The sequence below is a fragment of the Gemmatimonas sp. genome, assembly GCF_044376735.1.
In the GTDB taxonomy this organism is placed as follows: domain Bacteria; phylum Gemmatimonadota; class Gemmatimonadetes; order Gemmatimonadales; family Gemmatimonadaceae; genus Gemmatimonas.
Window position 1 is genome coordinate 1 of record NZ_JBILKJ010000009.1, and the last position, 12,377, is coordinate 12,377.

The window sequence follows — 12,377 nt, forward strand, 5'->3', positions numbered from 1 at the left end:
GTGGCCGGCGAAGAGCCCGACATTCGGCGCCATCTTCACCCGCGCCCGATACTGATCCATCGGAAACGGCTGATCCTGTGAATGCAGCGGCGCCAGCACGGTGGTGATCCCCTGCCGCACGAAATTTTCGGCCAGCCCATGATCGGCGAGCGTGACGAGATGGGCATGATTGTCCCAGAAGCCTGGCGACACGATCTGTCCGCTCACGTCCACCACGCGCGCCGCGCCGCGGCGCGGGAGTGATGCCCCGATATCCGCGATGCGATCGCCGCGAATCGCCACATCCGCCACGCGGCGCGCGGCGCCGGTGCCATCGATCACGGTGCCACCGGTGAGCAGCAAGTCGTACGTCGGCGCCGCCGGCGCACAGGCGCTACTCACCGCAATCAGGAGTGCGGCGAGTATTCGGCCACCGCGCCCGCGGCGCGATGTGCCTACAACGGATAAGCGTATCATGGCTGCTCCGGCGTGATGCGTAGCCCCGTCAGCTTGCCCAGCGGTCCCAAGGTGACGAGCACGCGGAAGCGTTGCGGGCCGAACCACGCGAAGTACTGTCGTTCGACATCGTCGCCGATCTCGCGCCGCGCCAGCAGTTCGAGACGGGTGATCGGGCCTTTCCCTTGCACGGTGGCCGTGAGTGCGGCGCGCATGCGCGGGAAGATCGTTTGCCGCACCACTTCGAAATCCTCGAGGGCGAGTGAGCCGGCGGCAACGCGCGTGAGGATAGCCTGCACGGTGGCCGTAGCCTGCGGTTCGCGATCAGGAATCGCCGTCGTGGGTGGCGGCGTGGGCACCAGCGATGCGTCATAGAGCGCGGCCACCTGCATCGCGAGCGTAGCCGGTGCCATGGCCCGCGCATTCGAGAGCACCATGACGGCCAGGTCCTGATCGGGGAAGCGCGTGTATTGCGACACGAATCCCTGCCACGTGCCCCCATGCTCCTGCATGGGATGTCCGCCGGCTTCGCCCAGGAACCAGCCAAGGGCATACGGATAGTCGCGACCACTGGGGAGTCGGCTCGCGGAGAGCATCAGCGTCCAGCTTTCGGGGCGGAGCAGCCGTCGCGTGCGCACCACCTCGTTCCACGCGATGAGGTCGCGGATGGAGACGAGCATCGAACCATCGGCCGTGGTATTCAGTCGTGGCGCGACCCAGGCGGCATGTTCCCACCCCGAGGCGGTGGGGAGATATCCGTGCGCGCGGTTCGGCACGACATCGGCTTCAGTGATCACGCGAATGGTGGGCATCCCCGCCGGCGTGAAGATCCGCTCGCGCAGGAACTCATCGTATGGACGGCCGGTGACGCGCGTGATGACAATGCCCAGCAACACGTAGCCGGTGTTGGAGTAATTCCAGCGGGTGCCAGCGGGGAATTCGAGCGGAAGCGCCGACGCCATCGCGACGAGGTCGGCGTCGGTGTAATCCTTGCGATAGTCGAAGCCATCGCTGGTGTAATCAGGAACGCCGCCGCGATGACTGAGCAGATGCCGGATGGTGATGGGCTGCCAGCTGGCCGGCACCTCGGGGAGATAACGCCGCACGGAGCTGTCGAGCGCGATCTTCCCGTCCTCCACCAGCGAGAGCACACCGGCCGCCGTGAACTGTTTGCCCAGCGAACCCGATTGAAACATCGTGGCATCGGTCACGGGCGTGCGGTTCTCCAGCTCGGCCACACCAAAACCACGGGACACCAGCAGCTCGCCGTTCCGCACCACGGCAATGGCGAGACCGGGAATGCGGGCGGTTTCCATCGTGCGTCGCACCAGCGTGTCCACCGCGGCGGCCGCCGGTAGCGTTTCACGGCGCAGCGACCACGGCAGCGTAAGTGGTGCCGGGTTGGGCCAGACGCGCGCCAGCGTGCTGCCGCGATACAGCGTGCCACCCTTCATGACATACGCGATCGCACGGCTGTTGCGAATGGACTGCAGCGGGTTGGCGTCGAGCACCACCAGATCGGCGGCCTTCCCCGATTCAATCGACCCGAGATCGGCATCGAGTCCGATCGCGTGCGCCCCTTCGATGGTGGCCACCCGCAACACGTCGTGCGGCGACATGCCGCCATCGGCGAGCAGTCCCATCTCCCAGTGATTGGAGAGTCCCTGCACTTCACCGTGCCCGCCAAGTCCGATGTGACCACCGCCGCGCAGCACATCCACCGCACCAGCGGCGGCTTCGCGCTCGTTGAACTCTTCCGGCGGAAACCAGAGCAAGCGCGTGGAGGTGCGCTGAAACAGCGCGCCATCGGGAAACCAGCGGTTGATGCGCGGATCCTCGTGCGGCCGTTCCTCGGCGAGCAGCCGATAAATCGGCAACGCCCCGCCGAACGCCACCACGAGGGTGGGCGTGTTGGTGATCGCGGTGCGCGACATCAGCTGTACGATGTCATCACGAATCGGGGCTTCCGGGATCGCATGTTCGAGCCCGCTGAAGCCGTCGATGATGTGCGTCAGATCTTCCTTGCCGTCGGCAGAACCTTCCGTGGTGGGCATGAGCCCCAGCTCACGCGCGGCTTCCACCAGCCACTGTCGCTGCTGTCGGTTCCCGGTCTGATACGACTTGAGGTACACCGTGCCATAATCGTCGCGATACATCCGCAGCAGGCGACGCGCGTCGTCGAGCGATTGGAAGTTGGTGTTCGCACCGATGCCGGGGCCGGTGGAGAAGACGCGTGGGCTTGGCACACCGTCGACCTCCACGAGGTTGGCGAGATCGAAGATGTCCGGCGTGACCTGCGGATCGCGGATGGTGGTGATCCCCATCGCGAGGTTGGCGAAGCCGTTGGTGGACTCGGGCTGCAGGAGGGCTCCGGCACCGCCCCAATGCGCGTGGATGTCGATGAACCCGGGCACAATGAACTTGCCAGTCACGTCGATCACGGTGGCGCCGGCGGGCGTGATCGCGGCACTCCGCGCGCCAACACTCGCGATGCGCCCGTCGGTGACGATCACATCAGCATCACGCAGCACCTCCGTGCCGCGCATCGTGATGACCGTCGCGCCGCGGAGCACGATGGTGCCGGTCGTCGTCGCACGTGGCAGCGACACCTCGAAGACGCGCGGCGCAGCGGCGGACGTGGCCGGCACGGGGAGCGGTCCCCCAAGCGTGGGCGCTGGGGCCGTTGGGCGAGGCGCGGGTCCGGTGATTCGCACGGGGCCGCCGGTCGCGGCCACTTCGGCGCGCTGCGCGTCGGGCGGGAGCGCACCGGGCGGCGCCATGAGGGTGGCGCGAAGTGGCGCGGTGTTGGCGATGATCGTGCGACCATCCGGCGTCCACGCGGGATCGGCCCACCACGCCGGCGCCGTGGTGAGCCGCACCGGCGCCTCTCGGCCGTCGGCGCGCGCCTTCCAGAGCGCGCCGCCGCTTTCGTCCCACGTCACGAACGCCACCCACCGGCTATCGGGCGACCACGCGGGCATGAACTCCCGGGCCCGTGCCGTGGTGGTGAGACGGCGCGGCGCGCCGGTGGGGTCGGCAATCCAGATGCGCCCCAGTGACGAAAAGGCGACCTGTCCGTTGGGGGCGGTGGCCTGCTGCTGCACACGGCGGGTGCGCACGGGGCCGGTGGCCAGCCGCTGTGGGAAGCGCAGCGTGGGGGTCACCTCCAGCGCGACAGCCGCCGTGAAAGGGATCACGGTATCGCTGCCGTCCTGCACGCCCAGCCGGTGAATCTTCCCGCCGAAGGCGGCGTACACCCAGCGGCCATCGGGGGAGAAGGCGGCGTTGGGGAGCACATCGCGGGAGGCGCGGGACTCGAGCTGATTGCGGTCCACCGGGTACGCCAGCCATCGCTCGGCGCCGGTGGCCAGCGTGCGCACGCGCAGGCCGGTTTTGCCTTCGCGGACGGTGCCGTACACGAGCGTGCCGCCGTCGGGAGACAGCAGGGGCTTCATGGCCGGCAGCCCTTCCACCGCCACCGGTACCGCAGCCCCGCCTCCCACGGGGACGCGCATGAGCGCGCTCGAGGCGCCGTTGCGGCTGCCGTAAGGGCGCGGCGTCACGGCGGTGAACCAGAGACTCGCCCCATCGGGGGATGGCCAAGCGCCATAGGGGCCCGGGGCCGGCGCGGAGACCAGCGGTTGCGCCGGACCGTTGCCGTTGGGCACGAGCCGCGTGCCCTGACCGCTGGCGACATCGTAGCGCCAGAGTTCGGCGGTGCGCGTGCCATGCGGATCGGTGACCGTCACGACAATCGACTGCCCATCGGTGGACCACGCCGGCGAGAGCATGCCGGCGCGCGGGAGGCGGGTGACCGCGCGCGCGTTGCGGCCGTCGGCACCGGCGATCCACACATTATCGGAGCCCGTCTCGTCGCTGATGAACACCAGCTGCGTTCCGTCGGGGGAGAGCCGTGGTTGCGACTGGAACGGGCGGCCGGTGATCAGCGGCGTGGCGGCTCCGCCATTGACCGGCACCCGGTAGATGTCGCCGAGCAGCTCGAAGACAAGGGCGTTGCCATCGCGCGTGACATCGAGCGAGACCCACGTGCCTTCGGCGGTGGTGAAGGCGATCGAACGCGTGGCGGGCGTAGTGGGTGCGGCCGGTGCCTGGGCGGCGAGGCGGCTAGCGAGCGCGGTGCCGGCCAGGGCCAGCGTCAGGCGGGTGGCGGCAACAGAGCGACGGCGAGGGCGCATGTGGCGGGGTGCAGGCGTCGGACGCGGAAGAGAAGCGATGTGATCAAAGTACGGCGCCCGGCTGGGTTCCACGAGGCGGACCGGACAGCATAGTTTCGCTCATGGACCGACCCCCGACTCCGGACATGACCCCCGTTGAGCGCCTGACGCTCGCGGCGCGCGACGGATATCCGCTCACGGTGCAGCGCTATGTCGCGGTGGGTGCGCCGCGCGGCCACCTCATCGTCGCCGGTGCGACCGGCGTGCCCCAACGCTTCTATCGCAGTTTTGCCGAGTACGCGGCGGCGCAGGGCTTCACGACGCTCACGCTCGACTATCGTGGCGTTGGGCTGTCGCGCCCCGGCTCGCTGAAGGGCTTTCGCATGGAGTACCTCGACTGGGCGCACCATGATCTGGCGGCGGCGGTCGATCTCATGAGCGACCCAGCCGTCCCGCTGTTCATGGTGGGGCATTCGTTCGGCGGTCATGCCTTCGGGGTGCTGCCCAACCACGCGCGCGTGGCGCGGTTCTACACCTTCGCTACCGGCGCGGGGTGGCACGGCTGGATGCCTCGCGGGGAGCGGGCGCGCGTCCTGCTGCTGTGGCACGCTTTGGGGCCGCTGGTGGTGCGCACATTCGGCTATCTGGCGTGGAGCCGGCTCGGGATGGGAGAAGACCTGCCGCTGGGCGTTTACCGTGACTGGAAGCGCTGGTGCCGATTCCCACGCTACTTCTTCGACGATCCGGCCATGGGCCATGTGGCGGCGCAGTTCGCGCAGGTCACCACGCCGATTGTCGCGGCCACGGCGCTCGACGACCGGTGGGCGCCACCGGCCTCGCGCGACGCGTTCATGGCCGGCTACCGCGGCACCCCATGGCAAGCGGTGGATATCGACCCGGTGCAGCGCGGACTCGGGCCGATCGGCCACATGGGCTACTTCCGGCCACGGGCCGAGCCCTTGTGGCGCGAGGCGCTGGCGTGGTTTGGTGAGCACGACGGCAAGACACCCACGGTCGGGGCGACCAGCCGTTCCTGAGCCACGGCCCAGCGCGTTGGTCTCGAAGCCGATTCCGGCGCCGACGTCGCTGACGTCGCTGACGCGCGATGCATATTGGAGGAGGCGCTCGGGAGCGCCTTCATGACGGGTTTGCTTGCCGCGACACTCCGACGTGCGCCCATGATCATTACGAACATCCCCTTCGGCATTACCGACTGGAACACCGTTCCGCGCACCGAGCACGCCGGGACCACCGGCGTTGCGTACTGGCGCACCCAACAGGTCGGCGCCATTCGCGTGCGCATGGTCGAGTACACCGCCGGCTACGAAGCCGATCATTGGTGCGCCAAGGGACACATCCTCTTGTGCCTGAGCGGTCGCCTCGAGACCGACCTGCAGGACGGTCGCACGGTCACGCTCGAGCCGGGGATGAGCTATCTGGTGGCCGACGACACCGAGCCACATCGGTCGCGCACGGCGATCGGGGCGACGTTGTTCATTGTCGATTGAACGCATCACAGGTGTAGGACACGATCAACACCTGCTGGAAAGAAGCAGCGGACGAGACCATATGGTGGGGTCAACCCGAGTCGCCAACGGTGGCACGCCGCTTGCTATATTCTTCCGTAGTGTATTTCCGAAGGCGAGCGTGATCTTCGGCATCCTCGGCGATAGCCACTGGGAGGCCCGGACCACCCGCTTCCAAACGAATCGAGGCTGCTATGTCGGTAACGCGTGAACGGCGATGGGCGATGCTCGGGTTGGCCCTCGTCATGGGGCTGGCGGCCGCGGCGCCCACGGCATCGGCGCAGCCCAACCTGCTCCAGAACGGCGACTTCGAGGCCTACAACGACCCATTCAAGGTGCCGGTTTACTCGACTGGCCCCGGGGGGGAACCCTGGGGGCGCCCCTGGATCGGCGGCTGGGACGCGGCTGGGCTTGCCAGCTCGTGGACGTATGCTCCGGCGGGGGGCTTCTGGTCGGGCGGCTTCGTCAATCGCACCGAGGACTTCGGCGCCGGGTGGAAGTGGGCGCGCTCGGGGGTGATCTTCGGCGGCATCAAAGACCGGCAGGTGATGTCGCAGACCTTCACCTACAACGGGACCGAGGAAGCGATCGGCTCGCTCAACTGGTACGACGCCGGGCGTCCCTCGTGGCGCCGTGATTCGTGGTTCGGGCTGCCGAACGATTACCTCGTCACCATCACCGGCGCGGGCGTTACCCAGACAATCGGCAGCTTCACCAGTCAGGTCGCCGGCGGGACCGAGTTCAACAGCGCGAACAACTTCGGCGATGACCGCTGGTCGCTCGCGAACAAGCAGTATTGGTATAGCCGCACCGGTCAGACGTTCACGCTGCTGCCGGGTCAATCGTACACTCTGAACTTCAGCAGCCTGTCACCGTTCAACACCGACGGTTCGATTCAGGATCGCACCACGCTGCTCGACGACATCTCGCTGTTTGCATCGCCGGTGACGACGGTGCCGGAGCCGAGCACCGCGTTGTTGGCAGGCGCCGGGCTGCTGGCCGTTGCCGCTATGCGGCGGCGTGCCGTGCGGCGTCGCAACGGGGCGGCGTAGCACGTCGCGGTACCAGCAAGGAACCGATAGCGCGCTCCTTGGTGTGAACCCTACGGCGTACAATCAACGCTAGGTGCCGCGCCGGAAAATTGCTGCGCGAAGTACGGCAACACGCGCTGCTCGAAGCGTTGTCGCGTGCGGTCGGTGTGCCCGCCCGCGAACGCATCGAGCCGAAACGGGATCTTCGCGCGGGCCAGCGCATCGGCGTAGGCGCGTGACCCGAGCGGCACACTGGTGATGGCGTCGTCGACACCGTATTCGATGACCACCGCGCAGCTCCGCCGCAGCCCCGTGGCGTCTTTCGTGAGCAGATCAACCGGCAGAAACTGAGCCCACGCGCCAGCCTGATCGAACGGCGCGCCGAAGGCGGCGGTCATCGCGCGCGCGATCCGCACGCTGCCGGCCACTGCCGGCGGGGCTGCCATCGTGGAATCACGCACGTAGCGCCACACGTCGCTCGTAGGCGCGAGCTCGCCTATCAGGCCGGTGCAGCACGGACTCATTGCGTACACCGTGCCGAACACGTTGGCGTGCCGTTGCGCGAGATACAGCGCGCCGAATCCCCCCATCGATTGGCCAGCCAAGCCGCGCGACGCGCGGTCGGGGCGCGTGCGGTACCGCCCATCGATGTACGACACCAACTCCTGCGACACGAAGTCTTCCCATTTGCCGAACGCCGCCGAGTTCACGTAGAACCCGCCACCCATCGCGTTGTCGGCGTTGGGCATCACCACCAGAAACTCGCCGGCATCCACGCGCCACAGACTGTCCATCGTCTGCTGCAGGTCGAGCCCCTGATACGTGCCATCGAGCCACTCGCGCGGCTGTGACGTGAAGCCGTGCAGCAGGTACAGCACCGGATAGCGGCGAGTGGGCGTGCGGTCGTAGCTGGGCGGCGTGTACACGAACACTTCGCGATTCGGCGTGTCGCCGATGGCGTTGCCGGCGATGGCGTTCGAGCGAATCGTGTCCACCAGAATGCGTCCCTGCGCCGTTGCGGGCGCGGGGAGGCAGAGCACGAGAAGCAGAAGGCGGAAGGCGAACAGCAAGGATCGACGCATGCGGTGAGTGTAGCGACAAGCGCTTAGCGCGGCACAGAAACCGTGATCAGCCCGGCTCCCTCGACGGCGCGCGAACAGAGCGCCCGCGATGCGTTCGCGAGACCCGCCGGGGGAACGCGTGGCTTGGCAAGCGGGCGCGCCTCACGGGGGTTGGTGTCGACCTGAAACGCCACCGCCAGGCACACCTGTCGGCGCACCGGAACCCGGCCAACGTGCGAGACGCGGAAGGTTCCGACCGACAGCCATTGCTCGACGGACTGCACGAAGTCCGCGTGCGTTCCCGCGAACAGGCGCACACTGTTCTTCTCCGCGTGCCCCGTGGTATCGACCACAAACATCGCGAACGCGGAACCGCGCGCACCAGCCAGTCGCTGCTCCTTGGGAAACGCCGGGGCGCGTCCGCCCTTCGGAAAGATCGATGCCGAGTCTACATCCACGTCTGCATACGGCCGCGTGTCCGACTCCCGCTGGATCGGCAGCGGGAAATCCTGTGGCGTTGGTGTCACGCCTGCCGCGACCTCGACCGGCACCCGATGCACGCGCGGACGTACGCGTCCGAACGACAACACATAGCTCCCCGCGCTCGGCGCCACCACCGTGAACTGCCCCTTGGGGTCGGTGGTCGTTTCGGCGAGCGTCACCACGCCGGTGTCGGACAGCTGCACGAGGCGCACGACGTAGTCGATGGCCGGCTGCATCGTGCGGTCGTCGGTCACGCGGCCGGCGATGACTTGCGCGGGGAGCGTGCGGGGCATCGCGCACGCAGCCGCCGTGAGTAATGCCGCCGCGAGCACGGAAGGTCGCCAGAAATTCATTCCCGTACGTTACATTCTGTCCCGTGTCCGCGCCTCTGTTCGTCATCGCCCAGTACCTGCTCCCCAAGCAGGCCCTCACGTCGCTGGCCGGCGCCTTCGCGCGGGCCAGCCGCGGCCAGCAGACCACCTCGGTGATCCGCTGGTTCGTGGGCAAGTACGGCGTGAACATGAGCGAGGCGGCCGAGCCGGACATCACGCGCTACGCCACGTTCAACGACTTCTTCACCCGCGCCCTGAAGCCCGGGGCGCGACCCATCGCGGCGGCCGATTACGTCTGCCCGGTGGATGGCGCCATCAGTCAGCTCGGCCCCATTACCGGCGATCAAGTCTTTCAGGCGAAGGGGCACAGCTACTCCACCACCGCGCTGGTGGGCGGTGACGCGGCACTGGCCGCGCCGTACACGAATGGCGCCTTTGCCACGATCTACCTGAGCCCCAAGGACTATCATCGCATTCACATGCCGTGCGACGGGCGGCTGGTGCGCATGATCCACGTGCCGGGCGACTTGTTCTCGGTGAATCCCACCACGGCGCGCGGCGTGCCGGGGCTCTTCGCGCGCAACGAACGCGTGGTGTGCCTGTTCGAGGGTGCGCACGGCCCGTTCGTGATGGTGCTGGTAGGCGCCACCATCGTGGGGAGTATGGCCACCGTGTGGCACGGCATCGTGAACCCGCCGCGCCCGGGCACGGTGCGCGACTGGCACTACACGGACCAGGCCATCCATCTCGCCCAAGGCGACGAGATGGGACGTTTTCTGCTGGGCTCCACCGTGGTGATGCTCTTCCCACCCAAGACCGTCGCGTTCACGGCGCAGTGGGCCACCGAAGTGGCCGTGCGCATGGGCGAACCGATGGGAAGCCGGCCGTAGTTACACGGCCTTCGCCGACTTCTTCGTGCCGACCGGAACAAACATCGGCACGAACATCATCGCCGCCGCCAGCAGCAGCGAAATCACGCTGACGATCTTTCCGCGCGCGTAGGTCGGCGAGTCGAACCACAATCGCACCTCCTTCGCCCCCGGCGGCACATCCACGCTGATCAACGTGTGATCGGCGCGACGCACGATGCCCGGCTTGCCATCCACTTCGGCGTGCCAATCGGGATACCAATTCTCCGACACCAGCAACTGACTCGTGGCCGCTTCGGCGCCCGTGAGCGCGATGCGCATGCGTCCGGCGCTCCACTCCGTCACCGTGGCCTTCACCTGCGGCGCGGGGAACGGCGGCGTGGCAGTCGGCGACGTGGCGGTGGAGGTATCGGGCAGCAACGCCACGTTGCTGATCGGGAAGCGCGGATCGATCACGGTGGCCAGCCCCTGCTCTTCACTCAGCTTGGCCGAAACCGGCAGCACACGCGCGTACGCCGGCGTCACGTCGCTTTCGTACAGCGTGGCCGTGGTACTGAAGGCCGTGGGCGACGGCGGCACCACCACGTGGAAGCCTGGCACCGGCTGCGTGTCGGGCAAAATCAGGTAGCGCACCGACAGCAGGTCGAACATCTGGGGCGTCAGCAAATTGCGGAAGCCTTCCTTCGCCCCCGCCAACTCGTTGTAGCGACGCAGTTGCAAGCCGTGGTAGCCCATCGCATTCGGAATGCGATACGCCATCAGGATCGACTGCCCATAACTGTTGCCGCCGTCGATCACGCGATACGGCGCCGGCACCTTCTTGAGATAGGTGGTCACGGCATCGTCGGCGAACAACGTGCTGGCGCGCGGCGAGAAGGTGTAGAACTGCTTGTCCACGCTCCACAAGTCGAGCCCCAGGAACACCAGCAGCGCCGCCGTCGCCACGCGCGGCGCGATGCGTCCCGCCGCCACGGCCCAGAGCACCACGCTGCCGAGTGCGACGAACACGAGCAACCGCAGCGCACCGCTTTGCAGATACGGTGCGTTGGCCGCCACGCCTTCAAGTCGCTCCGGAATCGCCAGCGATTCGGCCAGTCCCTGCAAGCCACCCACGGTGCCCAGCAGCGCGAACGCCACCGCACCGCCGATCACGATCAACACCGTGCGCATTGGTACGGCGCGCGCCAGCAGCCGATCGAAGCCGACGCCCGCCAGCACGCACACCATGAACGCCGGCAGGTAGAACACCATGCCCATCGCGCGGATCTTCTTCACCAGCGGAAGCAGCTCGTAGAACGGCCGATAAAACGGCGTATAGCCACCGAACGACAGCATGAGGAAGAACAGCGCGCCGATGCTGAAGGCGATCACGAACCGACGACGCGCCGTGTCACCCAACGCCAGCGCCGCCAGCGCCAGCGGCAGGAAGCCCATATACTCGGTGTGGAACTTGATCGGGTTACGACCCCAGTACTGATCGAGCACGCCGTTGAACTGCGGAAGCAGCAGCGTGAACAGCTCCGACGGCGGCAGCGCATAGCTGGTCGCAAACTCCCATCCGGTGTCGGGGCCGCCTTCGGCGCGCGGTGAGAACGGGATGTACTCGAGGAAGGGCATCACCTGCAGCGCCGTGATGCCGCCACCCACGGCCACGGCAATGGCCGAGAAGCCCAAGGCCTTCCACGGGTTCAAATCGGCGGGACGCTCGGCATCGAAGAACGCGAGGTAAATCGCCCACAATCCCAGCGCCAGCAACAGGAAGTACGCCATGTGATAGTGGCCGAGCACGATGAGCGCGACCACGAACGCGAACGCGCCGTAGCACCACGTCTTCGCATGGCGAATGGCGTGCAGCAGCGTCCAGAAGGCGAGCGGCGCGAGCGCCGACACGAACAGCTTGCCGTCATGCCCCGGGCTCATCTGCGACGCCACGATCCCCGTGAGTTCGTACGCCACGCCGGCAATCACACTCGCGTTCCACGAGAGCCCCAGCGATCGGCAGAAGCGATACGTGAACCATCCGGTCAGTACGAAGTGAATCGCCATGCCCAGCGTAATGGCCACATCCACCGGCATGATCCAGCGCAGCCACGCCGTCGGATAGAAAATGTCGCCGTGCATGGCCGCGATGTACGGCAGGCCGCCGAACAGATACGGATTCCATTGCGGAATCGCGCCGTCTTTCAAGAACGACTCGGCGCCGAACAACCGGAACGAGTACCCGGCGATGAACATGTCGGAGCGACTCCCCCCGAACAGCATCTGTCCGGTGAGGAGCGGCCAGAGCAACAGCATCGCGGCGCCGAGGCACAGCGCGAAGGCGAGCGTATGATCGAGCGCGAAGGAGCGCGTCGGCCCGGCGCTGGGCGGGGTCGCGACGGTGGAGTGGGCGGAAGGCATCGGGGAAAAGTAGACCGCGGTCGAGCTCTCCGCTTGCTCCGGAAGGCTGCGTCGGCACCCTGACC

At 67.4% G+C, this 12,377-nt stretch carries 8 protein-coding genes and 1 pseudogene; 4 read left to right on the plus strand and 5 right to left on the minus strand.

Annotated features, from left to right (window positions below):
• Both ACIRA7_RS02470 and ACIRA7_RS02475 read right to left on the minus strand, forming a co-directional pair.
• Positions 1–456: pseudogene (locus tag ACIRA7_RS02470) on the minus strand (hypothetical protein); the annotation flags it as partial.
• Complete coding sequence (locus tag ACIRA7_RS02475; RefSeq protein ID WP_396219213.1) at positions 453–4,631, minus strand: serine hydrolase; 4,179 nt, start codon at positions 4,629–4,631, stop codon at positions 453–455. The pseudogene ACIRA7_RS02470 and the gene ACIRA7_RS02475, both read right to left, overlap by 4 nt.
• A gap of 101 nt (positions 4,632–4,732) precedes the next feature.
• Here ACIRA7_RS02475 and ACIRA7_RS02480 point away from each other — a divergent pair, with 101 nt between their 5' ends.
• The 3 genes from ACIRA7_RS02480 (at position 4,733) to ACIRA7_RS02490 (ending at position 7,188) form a co-directional block, all read left to right on the plus strand.
• Positions 4,733–5,647, plus strand: coding sequence for an alpha/beta fold hydrolase (locus tag ACIRA7_RS02480; RefSeq protein ID WP_396219214.1), 915 nt, complete (start codon positions 4,733–4,735; stop codon positions 5,645–5,647).
• Positions 5,648–5,788: 141 nt separating this feature from the next.
• Positions 5,789–6,118, plus strand: coding sequence for a DHCW motif cupin fold protein (locus ACIRA7_RS02485; RefSeq protein ID WP_396219262.1), 330 nt, complete (start codon positions 5,789–5,791; stop codon positions 6,116–6,118).
• A 212-nt stretch (positions 6,119–6,330) separates the two neighbouring features.
• Positions 6,331–7,188: a PEP-CTERM sorting domain-containing protein gene (locus ACIRA7_RS02490; RefSeq protein ID WP_396219215.1), complete on the plus strand. Its 858-nt coding sequence runs from the start codon at positions 6,331–6,333 to the stop codon at positions 7,186–7,188.
• Between the two features lie 50 nt (positions 7,189–7,238).
• Here the strand turns inward: ACIRA7_RS02490 and ACIRA7_RS02495 are convergent, their stop codons facing one another.
• Entirely contained in the window at positions 7,239–8,249 is a 1,011-nt protein-coding gene (locus tag ACIRA7_RS02495) for an alpha/beta hydrolase (RefSeq protein ID WP_396219216.1), read from the minus strand.
• A gap of 23 nt (positions 8,250–8,272) precedes the next feature.
• Positions 8,273–9,064 (minus strand): hypothetical protein, encoded by a 792-nt coding sequence (locus ACIRA7_RS02500; protein WP_396219217.1) that lies wholly within the window; start codon positions 9,062–9,064, stop codon positions 8,273–8,275.
• 23 nt (positions 9,065–9,087) lie between these two features.
• Here ACIRA7_RS02500 and asd point away from each other — a divergent pair, with 23 nt between their 5' ends.
• A complete protein-coding gene (gene asd / locus ACIRA7_RS02505) occupies positions 9,088–9,933 on the plus strand; it encodes an archaetidylserine decarboxylase (protein WP_396219218.1) in 846 nt (281 codons plus the stop codon).
• Here asd and ACIRA7_RS02510 read toward each other — a convergent pair whose 3' ends face one another.
• The gene (locus ACIRA7_RS02510) at positions 9,934–12,312 is read right to left on the minus strand and encodes a hypothetical protein (RefSeq protein ID WP_396219219.1); all 2,379 of its coding nucleotides are present in this window, start codon (positions 12,310–12,312) and stop codon (positions 9,934–9,936) included.
• Positions 12,313–12,377 lie beyond the last annotated feature (65 nt).

Coding starts and splice junctions, on each gene's coding strand:
- ACIRA7_RS02500 (WP_396219217.1), bottom strand. CDS start 9,064: ATGAATTTCTGGCGACCTTCCGTGCTCGCGGCGGCATTACTCACGGCG.
- ACIRA7_RS02480 (WP_396219214.1), top strand. CDS start 4,733: ATGGACCGACCCCCGACTCCGGACATGACCCCCGTTGAGCGCCTGACG.
- ACIRA7_RS02490 (WP_396219215.1), top strand. CDS start 6,331: ATGTCGGTAACGCGTGAACGGCGATGGGCGATGCTCGGGTTGGCCCTC.
- ACIRA7_RS02475 (WP_396219213.1), bottom strand. CDS start 4,631: ATGCGCCCTCGCCGTCGCTCTGTTGCCGCCACCCGCCTGACGCTGGCC.
- ACIRA7_RS02495 (WP_396219216.1), bottom strand. CDS start 8,249: ATGCGTCGATCCTTGCTGTTCGCCTTCCGCCTTCTGCTTCTCGTGCTC.
- ACIRA7_RS02485 (WP_396219262.1), top strand. CDS start 5,789: ATGATCATTACGAACATCCCCTTCGGCATTACCGACTGGAACACCGTT.
- ACIRA7_RS02510 (WP_396219219.1), bottom strand. CDS start 12,312: ATGCCTTCCGCCCACTCCACCGTCGCGACCCCGCCCAGCGCCGGGCCG.